The following is a 15,339-nucleotide window of genomic DNA, read 5'->3' as shown; positions in this document are numbered from 1 at the left end:
TTTTTGTCAAATGTACGGTAATTTTTGTACAAGAATTAATTAAGTATGAACTAAATATCAGTAACGTAACTCCAAAAAATAAATTATTCCGATTCAGGTCGTTGACCCTTCTCCTATGGTCGCCGCTACGCGTAGCTTGCTTCCACGTAGTGGTACGATTTCGCTCAGGGTCAAGGCTGAGCGGAGTCAAAGCCTTGACTGTTGACAGTGAGCAGTCAACGGTCAACGGTCAACACTTTTGTGCGGAATATTTTTTTACTTGGAAGTCCCTAATTCTGTGGAGTTGCTATAAAACTGCTTATTTTTCAATAATTTAAAAAGCCCGTGACGAGGATTGAACTCGTGACCTCACCCTTACCAAGGGTGTGCTCTACCACTGAGCCACACGGGCAAAAAATAACTTTTTTAATTTACAAGGCTGGAAATTTTTAGTCTTCTCCAGCTATTGTAACTTATCGATTTGAGAGGTGGGCCGGGCTGGATTTGAACCAGCGTAGGCGCTAGCCAACGGATTTACAGTCCGTCTCCATTAACCACTCGGACACCGACCCATTTGTCTCACGATTTTATATAGTAGCACTAAGTTTTATAAATTTCAAGTGTTATAAAAAATAAATTTTTGGTAGAGACGCAATCAAACCACGTCTCTACAATTTGTAGAAACTTCCTAACTACGCACTCATCTCCAACATTCGTTGCATTGGTCGCAGTGCAGCAAGACGGATATCTTCGGACATGGTAATTTCGGGAGTGCGATTTTTCATTGCCCAGTAGAGCTTTTCTAGGGTGTTTAGCCGCATAAATGGACATTCATTGCAAGCGCAGTTATTTATCGGTGGCGCGGGAATAAAGCGCTTTTGGGGAGCTAGTTTTTGCATTTGGTGAATGATTCCCGGTTCTGTTGCCACGATAAATTCCTCGGCAGAACTGTTTTGACAATGTTTGAGTAAAGCTGCTGTGGAACCGATAAAGCTGGCGTGGCGCAATACACTAGTTTCACATTCTGGGTGGGCGATCGCCTCTGCTTGGGGATGAGCAATTTTTAACTCGACAATTTTCTTTTCGGAAAAGGTCTCATGGACAACACAGCTACCTTGCCACAGCACCAAGTCTCGTCCAGTTTGTTCCATAACGTAGCGCCCTAAATTACGATCTGGGGCAAAAATAATTGGTTGCTCTTTGGGTATTTGCTCTACGATTTTCACAGCATTGGAACTAGTACAAATAATATCGCTCATTGCCTTAATTTCGGCAGAGCAGTTGATGTAAGACACCACTAAGTGATCTGGATGTGCTGCTTTAAAGGCGGCAAACTCTTTTGGCGGGCAACTATCTGCTAAAGAGCAACCAGCATTCAAATCTGGTAAAAGTACCAATTTATCGGGATTAAGTATCTTTGCTGTTTCTGCCATGAAGTGAACGCCAGCAAAGACAATTACATCAGCACTGGTGTTTTGTGCTGCTTTGGCCAGCTGTAATGAATCCCCAATAAAGTCTGCGATATCTTGAATATCCGGCTCTTGATAGTAATGCGCCAGAATGACCGCGTTAAGTTCTTTTTTGAGACTCTCGATGGCGCTAAACAAATCTAATGGTAGTTGTCCCGGTTGGGTTTTTTCTCGTTGAGCTAGTGCAGTCGTAAACACAGTTATGGTTGCTCTTTGTTGCAATTTGTAGTTTTGTAGAACTGGGAATTGGGGACTGAGTACTGGGGACTGGGAGAATTATGGACTTTTTTTCAAACCCCGTCCCAATCCTGTAAAAACATTTACCCAATCTCCAATCCCAATACCCAGGAAGAGAGCGGCGTTCCTTCGCAACCAATTAAAAATTTGCTTGGGACTCTTGGCTGCCACCTGTTGAATTAATTATAGTAGTTTTTACCAAAAATAGTGGAGCGATTGATTTCTTACAGATAATGTCCAAATCCGGCTGAGTTTCCTATGCTGGAGATAGACGGCAAGGAAAGTGGCATGACCAGTCAGAAAACTCATTCGATAACCCTAAAAATTGCTGTAGTTGGAGATGTTCACGACCAATGGGAAATAGAAGATGGTATCGCACTCAAGCATTTGGGTGTTGATTTAGTCCTGTTTGTTGGGGATTTTGGTAACGAGTCAGTGGAAGTGGTGAAAGCGATCGCTTCTGTTGATATTCCCAAAGCAGCCGTCATGGGCAACCACGATGCTTGGTTCACAGCTACAGAATGGGGACGCAAAAAGTGTCCCTACGACCGTTCTAAGGAAGACTGGGTACAGGAACAACTCGATTTATTAGGCCCTGCCCATGTCGGTTATGGAAAATTAGATTTTCCGGCTTGGGAATTAACTGTAGTGGGGGGTCGTCCCTTTACTTGGGGTGGCCCGGAATGGAAATTTGCGGATATTTGTCGCGAACGTTACGGTGTCACAGATTTGGAAGAATCTGCCGATCGCATCGTCAAAGCAGTGAAAAGCGCTGCTTACCAGACGATTATTTTTCTTGGTCATAACGGGCCTAGTGGCTTAGGCGATCGGCCAGAAGACCCCTGCGGCAAAGACTGGCATCCAATTGGTGGCGACTTTGGGGATCCAGATTTAGCTGAGGCGATTTCTCAGGCTTTGACTGCTGGAAAAACCATTCCCCTGGTGACATTTGGTCATATGCACCGGACTTTACGCCACACCAAGAAAGAACTGCGAAAGCCCGTTTTTAGAAGTCCAGAAGGAACAGTTTACTTAAATGCGGCTACTGTGCCCAGGATTGTGGAAAATGACGGCCAGAAGTTGCGTAATTTTTCCTTGGTTTCCCTAGAAGCGGGTGTCGTTGAGCAAGCTTCTTTAGTGTGGGTGGGGAATGACTTTCAGGTGTTATCAGAGGAAATTTTGTACGAGCGATCGCCCAGTGTGTCCTAGACATTCGCATTCAGTAGTGCAACCTGCCTAGTGATAAGATATAGTATTATCTGTCAGCTTTGGTGCTAACCGACAAATGCCAGTAGCCAGTAGCTCGACAGTTTATTTGGAGAGGTGGCAGAGTGGTCGATTGCGTCCGACTTGAAATCGGATGAACCGAAAGGTTCCGGGAGTTCGAATCTCCCCTTCTCCGTTGAAAGTTTAAAGTGAGAATATTCACTGTTTAGTAAAATTGGAAATACTGGTGTCACAGTAAACATACTGAGCAATATTCTGAGAAATTAACAATTTGTTGTTAACTCATCCCCCGCTTTACGCAGTCAGGATTTTAATTTATTAATCATTAGTAGTTATACGCAATTTTTTTTACTTAATAATACTAATAACTATCGATCGATGACTAATAGACCTGCCTTAAAAATAGGGCATTGGGCATTGGGCATGAGAATATTGATTTTTATTGTTCCTTGTGAGCGCAGCTCATGGAGTCTCTTGTAAAAGTGCTTTTTGCACTCTTGTGGTCAAAGGGATGCATATTTATTGGGAAAAGGGAAAATATCAAACCTTTCCCCTTCCCCTTTTACCGACTTCTGCAAGAAGTCTAATGACTAAGACGGTGAGGGCAATTCATCCCATTCCTTCTAGGGATGGGCTTTCTCGCCGTCTTTCGCTAATCACCGCATGATTTCCGACCCTTTTTTAGAGTGACGTGTACTTATACCAATTTGAAAAAAGAATGCTACAGATGGATTTTCAGAATCAAAATGTACAAAGCAATTCCTAATCCAAAATCTAAAATCTAAAATCCAAAATGGTATTAGATACTTATTTCAAAAAAATAAATATACATCACCTGAGTAACTGATATCAGTATAATTTTCCCTATATCTTTAGGTAGATTTTTAGGATATTTAGCTGTTTATCAGCTAAAAAAGCAGACATTATTTTAAAAACAAAGTCTGGCGTGAATTTAAGCGTTGTAACTCCTATTTATTGGCGATAACATGGAAATAAGTTTACTAAAAGCTTCCTAAACCGCGTTTGATCTCAGTTTTTTTATGGACATTCAGCTAATCAATATTGGGTTTGGCAACATCGTGTCTGCCAACCGAGTAGTTGCAATTGTCAGTCCAGAGTCTGCCCCGATTAAGCGGATAATTACCGATGCACGGGACAGGGGTCAACTGATTGATGCAACTTATGGTAGGCGGACTAGGGCTGTAATTATCACTGATTCCAGCCACGTAATTCTGTCAGCGATTCAGCCGGAAACGGTAGCGAATCGCTTTGTGATTTCCCGCGATCATCAGACTGTAGATAATTGACAAGGAGTGGGTTAAAAACCTTACTCTCTTTGCAGCATATCGGCAGTACCATGTGAATTAGATCAATTTTTTGCCACCGACGCTACAAATACCGTAGTCAATGGTGGGCTTGGCCACAAATACAACAGTCATAAATAATATCTATTGATTAATTCACAGGTTAAACGGATGATCCGAGTTTTACCCATCCAGAGTCGTGCCACTACCAAGGAATCTCTAAATCCAGGCGCATTGATTGTTTTAACTGGCCCTAGTGGAGTCGGTAAAGGTACTTTAATGCGATCGCTCCTACAGCGTCATCCGGAACTGTATTATTCGGTATCTGCGACGACACGTTCTCCCCGTCCAGGGGAAATCGATGGCAAAAGTTATTACTTTATTACCCGTAGTAAGTTTGAACAATTAATCGCGGGAGGCGAATTTTTAGAATGGGCGGAATTTGCTGGTAACTATTACGGCACTCCCCGTGAAGCTGTACTTAACCAGATTAATTCTGGCAAGTTGGTGGTGTTAGAAATTGAGTTAGAAGGAGCAAGACAAATTCGTGCTTCTTTTCCCACTGCCTTGAGCATTTTTATTTTACCGCCTTCTTTAGAGGAATTGGAAAAACGGATACGCTCTCGCAATCAAGACTCTGAAGATGCGATCGCCCGTCGTCTGCACCGCGCCCAAGAAGAAATTAAGGCCGCAGATGAATTTGATATTCAAATCGTTAATGACGATTTTAAAACTGCTTTAAATGACATCGAAGCGGCTTTATTTGGATAAGCATTTTTAACAACATACCCATTTTCAGCATTAATGAACAAAGGACACAAAGCTTTTTCTTTGTGTCCTTTGTTATAGGAACTAAGGGATTTCCAAGTAAAAAAATATTTCATAGAAAAGTGTTAACTGTTGACGGTTGACAGTTGACAGTCAGCAGTAAGGAATCAACAATCAACGCATTAACCGGAATAATTTATTTTTTCAATTTCCCTAATGACCAATGACTAATAACTAATGACTAATGGCTAATAACTAATATTAAAAAGTCTGAGCAAAGATTTCCTTTACTCAGACTTTGACAGTTGTCATTTGTATTACAAAATTTGAAGCTAAGGAAGCCTTAGCTTGTGACTTTGCGCTTGGTCATGCGTCCTTTGCTATCGATTGTTTTTTGTTTGTAAGAACTAACCAATAACTAATGACCAATAACTAATGACTAATGACTAAATTAACCAAATAAACCTTGAATTAATTCTAGGTTACTAGTTAAAAAGTAAGCGACTACTGCACCACCAATACCACCAATTAAGAAAGAACTGGCAAAGTTATTCCAGCTTTCTTTAGAGTTAAAAGCATCTGCTGGAGGATTGGGTACAGTAACGCTAGGAAGAGCTTTTGGAGGATTACTATTGGCATACAAAGATAAAGCACCGGTCAAAACAACAACTAAACCGATCGCTCCTAGTAATCCAGCCAAATTAGCATTAGCTGTATCCCGCAGTGGCCCGAATTTGGCAAAAGGCCCAAACAGCCAATAACCATGAGCCATACCAACTTCTAATCCGCGTCTGGAAGGAGTTAAACCAGCACGATAAGCAGGTAAATTCCTAATGAATTCTGCAATCAAGCGAGAAGAATTAACTGGGGTTTCTAGGTTACCTAGTTGTGGATCGCCGAATGCAGGAAAAACAACTTCCTGATTTCTGGGATCGCTGGGGTTATTTTTTGATGCATCTACTGCTTGCGCCATATTTTTATGTTCGCCTCTCAATTAAAATGGTGGCATTTTTATATTAATAATAATTGTAGCTAAAGATGTCTTTTGCTTAGGAAGTTAAAAAAAATTAATTTAGCTTATTTGAAAGCTCTGAAACTCGCGATATCTAAGCAAAATCGCGAGTTTCAAAAACCTCTTTTTACTACCTATTTAGGTGAAAATTTCGTTTAGTTAGTCCAAATATACTAACTAAACAATTTCAGATAGTTTTCCGAAAATTTGATTTTCCACCTTATGGTAGTGGGTGGAAAAGTAAATCCGGGAAAAAGCGATTGAATTCAATCAAAATGCCTGCTGTGATTGTCAGCCAGATGGTAGCTGCCACTGGGGCTGTGGAAATAAATTTAATCAAATAGGATGAGTTGTCGCCTTTGTCTGCCATGAATTTAGTCTCCAAACAAATGAACTAGTGAAACTGGTTTAGCGTGGGGAAACAGGAATTTCTGAGTCTTTGGCTGCTAATTTACCAGAGAGTAATTCTTGGACTGCTGCTGCTGGCCAAGCAAAGCCTGTAGCAATGATAGGTAGTGCCAAAGCCAGATCGATTTGGATTTCTTTTTGTTCGGGATCTCCTTCCTTTTTAATCGCTTGGAGATAGGCACGACCTACCCAGCCAATCCAGCCAGTGATGTATAGGAATAGAAGGCTGGGGATCAAGAAATCACCAGCACGATCTAAGCGACCATCAACAATCAGGTGGGGGTAACCTTCAGGGCCGCAGAGCGCTTGAGAATAACGTTCAAATCGCTTTTGACCTGATTGTGGGTCACTGGTGGTGTTACGGGCGTTAGCTGCCAGCTCTTGAAAAGCGGGATTGTCTTTACAAGGTGTCAAGTTAGCCCCTAGAGCTTGTGCTGGGGGGGCAAAGTTGCACCACAGACAAATCGCTAAAATCAAAGCAAACAATCGTCGCATAGAGTGTTTCCTTTTATTACAAAACAAAAAGTTCTTTGTACAAAACGAAGCGGCTTGTACAGTCTTTATTTGCATAACTAGGAAGTCATCATACTCTTGGGTGGGAACCGAGTAAAGTTTCAGTAAATAAAAGTTAAAGCTTCTCAACCAAGATGACGTGGGGAGCGGTGAATGGGGAGTAAGGAGTAGTGAGTAACAACTGCTGAGTATATTAATTCTTGTAGTAGGGTAGTAAGCAAGGACGATTTTGTCTATGCCACTGAAAACTCAGGACTTAAAACTCCCTACTCCCCATTCCCCATTCCCCTCTCTCAATGACAACCGTTTTAGCAATAGAAACTAGCTGTGATGAAACTGCTGTCGCAATTGTGAATAATCGTCAAGTTTACAGCAGCATTATCGCCTCGCAAATTCCAGTGCATCAGCAATATGGCGGGGTAGTACCAGAAGTAGCTTCCCGCCAGCACTTAGAAACAATCAATCAAGCCATCGCCCAAGCTCTAGAGCAAGCCAAACTCAACTGGAGTGAAATTGATGGAATTGCCGCCACTTGCGCCCCTGGACTCGTGGGAGCGCTGCTGGTGGGATTAACTGCTGCCAAAACCTTGGCGATGGTACACAACAAACCTTTTTTGGGAGTTCACCATCTCGAAGGTCACATTTACGCAACTTACTTGAGCGAGCCAAGTTTAAATCCCCCTTTTCTTAGCTTACTGGTTTCAGGCGGACATACAAGCTTGATTTATGTTAAAGATTGTGGTATTTACCAAACGCTAGGACAAACTCGCGATGATGCTGCCGGCGAAGCCTTCGATAAAGTGGCGCGATTATTAAAACTCGGTTATCCTGGCGGGCCAGTAATTGATAAACTCGCACAACAAGGAGATCCCCAAGCCTTTGTTTTGCCAGAAGGAAAAGTTTCTTTACCTAGTGGCGGGTTTCATCCTTATGATGCAAGTTTTAGCGGGTTAAAAACGGCTGTATTGCGTTTAGTACAGCAGCTAGAAAAAGATGGTAGACAAGTGCCAGTGGCAAATGTAGCAGCTAGCTTTCAGGATACTGTAGCGCGATCGCTAACCAAAAGAGCTATTGCCTGTGCCTTAGACTATGGTTTAGACACAATTGCCGTTGGCGGTGGCGTAGCAGCCAATAGCGGTCTGAGAAAAAACCTCCAAGCCGCCGCCAGCAAACATAACCTGCGCGTACTATTTCCCCCTTTGAAATTCTGTACTGACAACGCCGCCATGATTGGCTGCGCCGCCGCCGAACATCTAGCCTCAGGACATACATCACCGCTAACACTAGGAGTTGAATCTAGATTAGCCCTGAATCAGGTGATGAAATTGTATCAATCTCAGGGGAGATGAGGGACTGGGGGAGATGGCAACGCCTTGGGGAAAGGTTAAAGGGAAAAGGGGAAAGGGGAAAGGGGAAAGGGATAAATTTAACCTTTCCCCCATGCCCCATGCCCTATGCCCTATGCCCAGTCCTATTCACTCTTAACTATCGACCGGATGTAATCGGCTACTGCATCTGGCTGCTCTAACATAGCCAAGTGTCCGCAATTAGGAATTTCTAAAACATTGTCACCACAGTATTGAAACAATCTGTGGAAGCTAGCTAGATGGCGAACATACTTGGGTTCCATAACTTTGTCTTCCGAACCAGCTAAAAAATAAACTGGCTGCTTCAGTTGAGATACCAACTCAGGCAAACGGTTAATTTCTTCTTCAGTTGTAGAATCTAACAGAGTTCCCAGGGCTGCTTCTGGGTCAGCCACTACGAAATCAATCACCCGCTGACGTGCCCAATAGCGTTCTAAAGGACGTGCGACACTGGCTCTGGTAAATAGCAAATCAATTAAAGGTACTTGGGATAGCCAACGCGGACGAATTTGTAAAAATTTCTGACCTGCTGAGCGAAACTGCTCAAAAGCTTCTTTGAGGTAAATACCGCCACCAGCGTTAATACAAATAACTCCCTTAACACACTCAGGTATTCGATCTGCTCCCCATAGAGCGATCGTACCTCCCAAAGAGTGACCAATTAGCCAAGCACTATTAATATTTAGCTGTTCCAGAAGAATTGCTAAATCTTGAGCATAGGCAGCAGGGGTATAAAGAGAATCGAAAGGTGAACCCACCCCACCACTGGAGATGGGAGTCAGACTCACAGAGGTTTGTGCCCGACTAAAATCAGTTTTTACCTGGGACTGGGATTCACCAAAACCCCGCAAATCATAGGACAGGCACTGCAAATCATCTGATAGGCGGGAAATCACAGGTTGCCAGTATCCACGGCTATTGAGCCAACCGTGGATAAATACTAAAGCGTGGGGGCAGGAAGTGGGAGCCGTTAGCTCGTATGCGTGTGGAACGCCCAAGATTTCAATAGTTGCCATACTTATATCGTACCCCTAAGGGTGGGTGCGACTAAATACGAGGTGTGAGGAGTTAAGAGTTAGGAGTTTGGAGTTAGGAGTTTGGAGTTAAGAGTTAGCAGTTTGGAGTTTGGAGTTTGGTGTTACAAAATCAACAACTTCTAACTCCTAACCTAAAGTTATAGGGTACAGAAGATTAGGGATAACTTTGCTTGACTATGCCTTGTAACCCCTAACCTACGCTCTTATTTAACTGCTCACTCCTCACTCCTCACTCCTAACTTTTTTTATTTCCCCAGCAACCTCTGTCGTACCCCTTCAGCAATTTTGTGGCCTAGATATTCAGGAATTAAGCTTTCATTCGGCCCCAATAAGTAGAGAATCAGCCGTGTACGTCCGCGCCAAACGAGTAAATTAGCATTGACCACTAGCAAGTCTTCTTGCCAAATGGCGTACATGACTTTATAGAATAATCCTGGTTGATTATCAGCTTCAATCACCAAAGCAGGAAGATGAAAAACCGGATCGACATAGAACTCAGTTTGTACCTGCTCTAGGCCAGTGTCAAGATTGAATTCTACTGCCAGCATTTCTTCTACCTCAAATCGACCTCCTAAAGCTTCGCGAATGGCGCGGCAGACATTTTCTGCGGTTTTATCCGTCAAGGCTTTACTACCACGAGAAACCAGCAGCTTGATAAAAACTAACATCGGCGGACGGATTTGACCGTATAAACTCAAACCGTGGATTGTTAAACCATAAGCTGCTAGTACGCCAAAAATATCGCTGAGCAGAAAAGACTGGTTGCGGTAGGCAAAATGTAAAGCACTTTTGCTACCTTCCGGTTTTAGTTCAATCACAGCGCGTCTAGTTTTATAGAGACGGTAGGCTAGCCGTAAATTTTGCAGTTGAATCTCACTGCTGACAAATTGCTCATAAAACTGGGGAAACGCTCGATTAAAGCGCTTTAGGAGTTCCAGTGTCGAAGATTTTAAACCAGAAGCCATTGTTAAGGTAAGACTCGCTTGCTTTCGTCACCTGGGGACTAGTAGTTCGCTTTCGTGACTTGGCTCTTTATAGGGGAAAGGGGAAAGGGGAAAGGTTTTAAATCCCTTACCCTTTACCCCTTTCCCTCTAAAGAACCTTCACCCAGCAAAGTTGACTGGACAGACTACTAGGGACTAGGTATTGGAAACTGGGGGGTGGGAAAAATTTCCCGGTATTTAAATCCCTGATATACCATTCACTCTTAAGCTAACCTGCATTTAAGCTGCATACGAACAATTCACAGGATCTTTGCCAGAATTGGGTTTTCTATATTTATTTCGAGAAAAGTCACAAACAGCTTGGGGCGTTTCCCACATAGTCAGACAGAGGAATCACAACAGGGTGTAATTTGGAATTACTTATATTCTTCCCTTTTGCTGAATTTTTACTAGGGTTTACAACAAAATGCTAAAGTTGAAGATGATTGGTGTGAAACATGCCCCAACTAGCTGTTACCATTTCAAATCTCGAAAACAACCCAAAAATTTTGAGTGTTAGGGGTAGTGGATGGCGCTAGCTGAGTTGAGTATGAATCAACTCTCTTTGAGAGTAGAAGCCAATTTAGTTATATTACCCGAACCTCGTTGGCATGGGTTTTTGGAAAACTTGGTTTAGTACTCCTGAGTCTGTAGCGACAACTAGAACAACTTCTTTTGAAGAATATACAGCAGACACTCTGGGCAACTCCAGCCCCAGTAATATTAGCGAAGCTTCTTCAAAGGAGTCTCGCATCGTCTTCAGTACAGACCGAGACATCGATCTGTATGAACTAGAAGAACTCTGTGATGCAGTTGGTTGGTCGCGTCGTCCTTTAAGAAAAGTCAAAAAAGCCATTGAGCATAGTTTTCTCGTTGCCTCGATGTGGCAGGTAAGAGGAAACCAAAAGCGGCTCATTGGTTTTGCCCGCGCTACTTCAGATCATGCGTTTAATGCCACTATTTGGGATGTGGTGGTTCACCCAGACTTTCAAAATCAAGGGTTGGGTAAGGCACTGATGAAATACGTCCTCAAAAAACTGAGGAGTGAAGAAATTAGCAATGTGACTCTCTTTGCCGACCCTCATGTTGTAGATTTCTACCGAACTATGGGGTTCATGCCAGATCCAGAAGGTATTAAAGGTATGTTTTGGTATCCTCACTAACAATCGATTCAAATAAAACCCGATTTGCACAATAAAATCAGGCATTATAGCAAGAATCTATTGTTTTGACATTGTTTGGGAAGGTTAAGCCGACGAACAAGCAAATTTTATGTCTTGTACAACTCAGTCGGCACAAGAACCTTAAATTTAAGGTAGAAAAACTATCTAGTATTTATAAAAAATAAACAAAATTATGCATAAGTCGGTGTTATGTGATATGATATAGTTGATGCTTATGCGAAAGGGTGAATCGCTTGGGAAATTAAGTTAAAACCCAACCGCACACAGTAGATAAATATAGCCGGGATGTAGCGCAGCTTGGTAGCGCGCCTGCTTTGGGAGCAGGATGCCGCAGGTTCAAATCCTGTCATCCCGATTTTAGTTAAGACATATCAATCAAAACCAAAGTTATTGATAAATTTGCCTTTGATTAGTATGTCAAATCAAAAAATCAAAATTTTCTCACATTGCGATCGCTGCACCACACTGTTAAAGAATCCCCACACACGGATAAATAGAGACGTAGCAGTGCTACGTCTCTACAAAAATGTACGTTAAGGCAGAATTATCTTACTAAACGCCTGTATTTATTGAGGGTTTTTTGTCTCAGCAACCAACTAAATTTAGAAAATCTCTCAAAAACTTCTGCCATTTAGGGCAAATAGACTAAAGTTTTGTTGCTAAGAAGTGCAATTAAATTACATATTTTTACGCAGAAAATTAATTTGGTTATTTTTGTCTTGGACTAGCTTTTGAAGCGATGTTAGCTGAATTTCGTCTTTGATAAATCAGATACTCGTGACACTGTACTTTGTATAAATTTGAGAAGATATTTAGTTAGGACTAGATGGAACGATTGATAAACTTATGCCGTCATCCGGTGTTAGAGAAAGTCAATAAAATGGCATTTATAATTTTCAGGGTTAGAGAAATTTTTCATTCTTCCCCAAGACAAAAAATAGTCATCTACAAGATTTAGCAGCCAACAGCAAAGTAAAATTGACAAAAAGACAACTTTAGCACAGTCTATTGCTAAAGGCGATATCATAACAATCTTAAATAGTTGCGATTATTTGACTTCGATTTTTGACTTTCAACAATCAACTGACCTCATAAGTTGTTTACAAATAAATTTTCACAACTAAAATAGATTGCTATATAACTGAAGCTAGTTGGTGCTGTGCAAATCCAACCATTAGTTTAATTGAATTGTCTTATTGATGCGAGGAGCAGTCATGAAATCATTGGTTCGTTGGGGCGCAACATTAGGTATGGCCGGGAGTGTCTTTTTAGGAGGACTTGTAGGAATAGGTAATTTACCAGGATTAGGGAATCTAGAAGCGGTAGCTTTACCACAAGACCAGGTAGTGAAAAAGCTACAGGAAGTACCCGTATTCACCCTCACAAATCCTAAAGGCGAATTCGTAGTTCTTTCCAGGAATAACCAATCTAAGACCGTCTCTCAAGTGGGATTTTTTATTAGCAAGCAAGATGCTCAAAAATTCCTAGATAATCGACTGAAAAAAGAAAATCCTCAATTGGCAAGTACCCTACAGGTAAGACCTTTATCTTTGGCAGACTACTATAAGATAGTGCTAGAAGGTAAAAAGAAGTCAGACTCAGTAATTTATACTTTAGTCCCCACCCAACAACAGGTAGCCTCAGCAACAAGTATGCTGAACGCAAGCGGTAAAAAAGTTGAGCAATTCAACGGCATTCCTTTGTTTGTGCCCAAATTTAAAAAAGATAATAGCTATCTAACCATTCCTTTGGCAAACGGTAATGAGCGCTACATTCCTTTCTTCTTTGAAAAAGAACAAGCAGTGGCTTTGTTAGATGAATTTAAAAAAGCCGTGCCTAAGGAAGCAGAAAACACTGAAATTCAGGTGGTGGATTTGTACGGTGTGATGGAGGCTCTCAATACTAGCAACGATCCCAGTATTAATAAAATTGTTTTATATCCATCGCGAGAATCTATCAATTTTATTCGATCGCTTGCTCCGAATCAGGCACCAGCTAACAAACCTGCTGCTGCACCTGCACCGAAAAAATAACCAATTTGCTCTCCAAGGTTGAGGCATGGGGGAGAAACATCTGATAATTTCTGGTTTAGAACTTTGGCAGTGGCGGAATGCAGCAGTGAAAGCAGCTTGCGCCACTGATGTTCCACCAACAGAAGTAGATTGGTTGCTCCAAGAAGTAGCCGGTTTAGACCGTTTGGCACTCCGTTTGGAGTCTTTTAAAAATTGGCCGCAAATTCAGATGCAATTGCCTCTGGCAGAGTTAGATCTGTTGTGGCAGAGGCGATTAAATGAACGTTTACCAGTGCAGTATATTGCCAAAGCTACACCTTGGCGTCAGTTTAAAATTGCCGTATCGAATGCGGTTTTGATTCCCCGACCAGAAACAGAGTGCTTAATTGATTTGGCTGTAGCAGCTGGTGGTAATGCTTCAGGACACTGGGCGGATTTGGGTACTGGCAGTGGAGCGATCGCCATCGGGCTAGCAGATGCCTTGCCAAACGCAACAATTCATGCTGTTGATTACAGTGTTGAAGCATTGGCCATCGCCCAAGCCAACGCCCAGAATTTGGGTTTTGCTGACCGCATTCGATTTTATCAAGGTTCTTGGTGGGAGCCACTGACATTCCTCAAAGGTCAGTTCAGTGGTATGGTATCGAATCCCCCTTACATACCCACTAGTACCTTACCTAGTTTGCAACCAGAAGTGATTGACCACGAACCGCATCTAGCTTTGGATGGTGGTGCTGATGGCTTAGATTGCATCCGCCATTTGATAGAAATTTCTCCTACATATTTGCAACCTGGTGGCATTTGGCTAATCGAGATGATGGCAGGACAGGCAGACACAGTGCGAGAACTTTTAGAAAATCAAGGTAGCTATGGCAATATTCAAATTCATAGTGATTTAGCTGGTATTGAACGCTTTGCCTTAGCTTATAAAAGTTAGGAATGATGAGTAGAAAATTAGGCAACACTGCTCGGTTAAGGATTTTAAACTGGAATTTGGTTTGGGGAAAAGGTTAATGGTTCGACAAGCTCACCAACCGGGTAAGGGTTAAAGGTTTTTTCTTTCCCTTTTCCCCTTTCCCCTTTCCCCTTTAACCGACAAGTATTGCTAGTGTACCAACCATAAACTGGTATCCTTCCCAATAGTAAAATTGGTGGATGAATATTGTCAGTAAACATGACCCAAGTTTCTCTAGAAAAGCTCATAGCTGGCGCACGCGCTGGTTTACTGGTGAGCTTTCCCACAGACACAGTTCCGGCACTGGCGGCGATACCAGAAAAAGCAGGATTAATTTTTGCAGCGAAGCAACGCAGTCAAGACAAACCTTTGATTCTCATGGCTGCTAGTGCTGAGGATTTGTGGCCTTATGTCAAAGGTAGCGATGAAGAGTATAAAATTTGGCAAGAATTAACAGATAAATATTGGCCGGGAGGACTGACATTAGTGTTACCAGCAAGTCAACGCCTGCCAAAAGTGATGAATCCCAGTGACCCAACAACAATTGGGATACGAGTACCAAACAGCGCCATTGCTCAAACTATTTTGGCGCAAACAGGCCCCCTTGCCACCACTAGTGCTAATTTTTCTGGTCAGCCACCTTTACAAACCATCGCTGAAATTACAGCTCAGTTTCCCGACGTTCTGACTCTAGCAACCACAGAATTTCAGGATGAAATATTGGGAGTGGGTATACCTTCCACAGTTGCCAAATGGACAGGAATTAATTGGCAGATTCTCCGGCAAGGTGCAATAAACTTAGATTCGTCGAATGTAACTAAAATATAGCAACAATTTAAAACTGCTATAGATAGCTATAATGTTGTTTCCTTAGTTTCTACAGC

The 15,339-nt window shown here is 42.2% G+C and carries 14 protein-coding genes and 4 tRNA genes; 10 read left to right on the top strand and 8 right to left on the bottom strand.

What is annotated here, in order from left to right:
• Positions 1-319: 319 nt before the first annotated feature.
• The 3 genes from VF06_RS25815 to nadA all read right to left on the bottom strand — a co-directional run bounded on the left by VF06_RS25815 (position 320) and on the right by nadA (position 1,646).
• Positions 320-391: transfer RNA gene (locus tag VF06_RS25815), tRNA-Thr, on the bottom strand.
• A gap of 77 nt (positions 392-468) precedes the next feature.
• Positions 469-551 (bottom strand) — tRNA-Tyr (locus tag VF06_RS25810).
• Between the two features lie 120 nt (positions 552-671).
• A complete protein-coding gene (gene nadA / locus VF06_RS25805; protein ID WP_099070451.1) occupies positions 672-1,646 on the bottom strand; it encodes a quinolinate synthase NadA in 975 nt (324 codons plus the stop codon).
• 327 nt (positions 1,647-1,973) lie between these two features.
• On the opposite strand from nadA, the gene VF06_RS25800 reads away from it, so the two are divergent.
• The 4 genes from VF06_RS25800 (at position 1,974) to gmk (ending at position 4,987) form a co-directional block, all read left to right on the top strand.
• The gene (locus tag VF06_RS25800; RefSeq protein ID WP_099070470.1) at positions 1,974-2,894 is read left to right on the top strand and encodes a TIGR04168 family protein; all 921 of its coding nucleotides are present in this window, start codon (positions 1,974-1,976) and stop codon (positions 2,892-2,894) included.
• Between the two features lie 108 nt (positions 2,895-3,002).
• Positions 3,003-3,087 (top strand) — tRNA-Ser (locus tag VF06_RS25795).
• Positions 3,088-3,952: 865 nt separating this feature from the next.
• On the top strand, positions 3,953-4,219 hold the full coding sequence (remA, locus tag VF06_RS25790) for an extracellular matrix/biofilm regulator RemA (RefSeq protein WP_073639751.1): 267 nt from the start codon (positions 3,953-3,955) through the stop codon (positions 4,217-4,219).
• Between the two features lie 168 nt (positions 4,220-4,387).
• Positions 4,388-4,987: a guanylate kinase gene (gene gmk / locus VF06_RS25785; RefSeq protein WP_099070452.1), complete on the top strand. Its 600-nt coding sequence runs from the start codon at positions 4,388-4,390 to the stop codon at positions 4,985-4,987.
• Positions 4,988-5,435: 448 nt separating this feature from the next.
• On the opposite strand, the gene VF06_RS25780 is transcribed toward gmk, so the two are convergent.
• The 3 genes from VF06_RS25780 to VF06_RS25770 all read right to left on the bottom strand — a co-directional run bounded on the left by VF06_RS25780 (position 5,436) and on the right by VF06_RS25770 (position 6,899).
• Positions 5,436-5,957, bottom strand: a complete 522-nt coding sequence (locus VF06_RS25780; protein ID WP_099070453.1) for a photosystem I reaction center protein subunit XI — start codon at positions 5,955-5,957, stop codon at positions 5,436-5,438.
• Between the two features lie 259 nt (positions 5,958-6,216).
• Positions 6,217-6,366 carry a photosystem I reaction center subunit IX gene (psaJ, locus tag VF06_RS25775; RefSeq protein WP_099070454.1) on the bottom strand — a complete coding sequence of 50 codons (150 nt, stop codon included), beginning with the start codon at positions 6,364-6,366 and terminating at the stop codon, positions 6,217-6,219.
• Between the two features lie 38 nt (positions 6,367-6,404).
• Entirely contained in the window at positions 6,405-6,899 is a 495-nt protein-coding gene (locus VF06_RS25770; protein ID WP_099070455.1) for a Photosystem I reaction center subunit III, read from the bottom strand.
• Between the two features lie 314 nt (positions 6,900-7,213).
• On the opposite strand from VF06_RS25770, the gene tsaD reads away from it, so the two are divergent.
• Positions 7,214-8,266 carry a tRNA (adenosine(37)-N6)-threonylcarbamoyltransferase complex transferase subunit TsaD gene (gene tsaD, locus VF06_RS25765; RefSeq protein ID WP_099070456.1) on the top strand — a complete coding sequence of 351 codons (1,053 nt, stop codon included), beginning with the start codon at positions 7,214-7,216 and terminating at the stop codon, positions 8,264-8,266.
• Between the two features lie 122 nt (positions 8,267-8,388).
• On the opposite strand, the gene VF06_RS25760 is transcribed toward tsaD, so the two are convergent.
• Both VF06_RS25760 and VF06_RS25755 read right to left on the bottom strand, forming a co-directional pair.
• On the bottom strand, positions 8,389-9,300 hold the full coding sequence (locus VF06_RS25760) for an alpha/beta fold hydrolase (RefSeq protein ID WP_099070457.1): 912 nt from the start codon (positions 9,298-9,300) through the stop codon (positions 8,389-8,391).
• Between the two features lie 266 nt (positions 9,301-9,566).
• Positions 9,567-10,286, bottom strand: a complete 720-nt coding sequence (locus tag VF06_RS25755; protein WP_086763971.1) for a hypothetical protein — start codon at positions 10,284-10,286, stop codon at positions 9,567-9,569.
• Between the two features lie 629 nt (positions 10,287-10,915).
• On the opposite strand from VF06_RS25755, the gene VF06_RS25750 reads away from it, so the two are divergent.
• The 5 genes from VF06_RS25750 (at position 10,916) to VF06_RS25725 (ending at position 15,283) form a co-directional block, all read left to right on the top strand.
• Positions 10,916-11,467, top strand: a complete 552-nt coding sequence (locus VF06_RS25750; RefSeq protein ID WP_099070458.1) for a GNAT family N-acetyltransferase — start codon at positions 10,916-10,918, stop codon at positions 11,465-11,467.
• Positions 11,468-11,769: 302 nt separating this feature from the next.
• Positions 11,770-11,843 (top strand) — tRNA-Pro (locus tag VF06_RS25745).
• 859 nt (positions 11,844-12,702) lie between these two features.
• Entirely contained in the window at positions 12,703-13,521 is an 819-nt protein-coding gene (locus VF06_RS25740; protein WP_099070459.1) for a Tic22 family protein, read from the top strand.
• 25 nt (positions 13,522-13,546) lie between these two features.
• Positions 13,547-14,437, top strand: coding sequence for a peptide chain release factor N(5)-glutamine methyltransferase (prmC, locus tag VF06_RS25735; RefSeq protein ID WP_099070460.1), 891 nt, complete (start codon positions 13,547-13,549; stop codon positions 14,435-14,437).
• Between the two features lie 237 nt (positions 14,438-14,674).
• Positions 14,675-15,283, top strand: a complete 609-nt coding sequence (locus tag VF06_RS25725; protein WP_099070462.1) for an L-threonylcarbamoyladenylate synthase — start codon at positions 14,675-14,677, stop codon at positions 15,281-15,283.
• Positions 15,284-15,339: the final 56 nt, after the last annotated feature.

The organism is Nostoc linckia z4 (assembly GCF_002608075.1).
Classification (GTDB): Bacteria; Cyanobacteriota; Cyanobacteriia; order Cyanobacteriales; family Nostocaceae; genus Nostoc; species Nostoc linckia.
Note: the sequence above shows the minus strand (reverse complement) of the source record. Positions and strands in the feature narration are given on the sequence as shown.

Coding starts and splice junctions, on each gene's coding strand:
- VF06_RS25800 (WP_099070470.1), top strand. CDS start 1,974: ATGACCAGTCAGAAAACTCATTCGATAACCCTAAAAATTGCTGTAGTT.
- remA (WP_073639751.1), top strand. CDS start 3,953: ATGGACATTCAGCTAATCAATATTGGGTTTGGCAACATCGTGTCTGCC.
- gmk (WP_099070452.1), top strand. CDS start 4,388: ATGATCCGAGTTTTACCCATCCAGAGTCGTGCCACTACCAAGGAATCT.
- VF06_RS25780 (WP_099070453.1), bottom strand. CDS start 5,957: ATGGCGCAAGCAGTAGATGCATCAAAAAATAACCCCAGCGATCCCAGA.
- psaJ (WP_099070454.1), bottom strand. CDS start 6,366: ATGGCAGACAAAGGCGACAACTCATCCTATTTGATTAAATTTATTTCC.
- VF06_RS25770 (WP_099070455.1), bottom strand. CDS start 6,899: ATGCGACGATTGTTTGCTTTGATTTTAGCGATTTGTCTGTGGTGCAAC.
- tsaD (WP_099070456.1), top strand. CDS start 7,214: ATGACAACCGTTTTAGCAATAGAAACTAGCTGTGATGAAACTGCTGTC.
- VF06_RS25760 (WP_099070457.1), bottom strand. CDS start 9,300: ATGGCAACTATTGAAATCTTGGGCGTTCCACACGCATACGAGCTAACG.
- VF06_RS25755 (WP_086763971.1), bottom strand. CDS start 10,286: ATGGCTTCTGGTTTAAAATCTTCGACACTGGAACTCCTAAAGCGCTTT.
- VF06_RS25750 (WP_099070458.1), top strand. CDS start 10,916: ATGGGTTTTTGGAAAACTTGGTTTAGTACTCCTGAGTCTGTAGCGACA.
- VF06_RS25740 (WP_099070459.1), top strand. CDS start 12,703: ATGAAATCATTGGTTCGTTGGGGCGCAACATTAGGTATGGCCGGGAGT.
- prmC (WP_099070460.1), top strand. CDS start 13,547: ATGGGGGAGAAACATCTGATAATTTCTGGTTTAGAACTTTGGCAGTGG.
- VF06_RS25725 (WP_099070462.1), top strand. CDS start 14,675: ATGACCCAAGTTTCTCTAGAAAAGCTCATAGCTGGCGCACGCGCTGGT.